This is a genomic window from Streptococcus suis (assembly GCF_002960445.1).
Classification (GTDB): Bacteria; Bacillota; Bacilli; order Lactobacillales; family Streptococcaceae; genus Streptococcus; species Streptococcus hyiners.
This window is the reverse complement of sequence record NZ_POJD01000275.1, coordinates 1-351: the sequence shown is the minus strand read 5'-3', so window position 1 is coordinate 351 and position 351 is coordinate 1. Positions and strand designations below refer to the sequence as shown.

The 351-nt window shown below is 42.5% G+C and carries 1 protein-coding gene; it reads left to right on the top strand.

The window, feature by feature from the left end:
* On the top strand, positions 1 to 351 hold a 351-nt coding region (locus C1G53_RS09655; protein WP_153046704.1), incomplete at both ends, for an HD domain-containing protein.

Sequence of the window (351 nt, the reverse complement as noted above, 5' to 3'; positions counted from 1 at the left end):
CATGGTTGCTGCGCTACTCCATGATGTCGGACACGGAGCCTATTCTCATACCTTCGAGCGTCTATTTGATACAGACCATGAGGAAATGACCTGTGCTATTATTACTAGTCCAGAAACGGAAATCAATGCTCTGTTGAAACAAGTTTCACCTGAGTTTCCAGACAAGGTTGCTAGTGTTATCAAACATACCTATCCAAATAAACAGGTCGTTCAACTCATTTCGAGCCAGATTGATGTTGACCGGATGGATTATCTATTACGAGATTCCTACTTCACAGGTGCGAACTATGGTGAATTTGACCTAACTAGGATATTACGTGTCATTCGCCCGACAGAAAATGGAATTGCCTT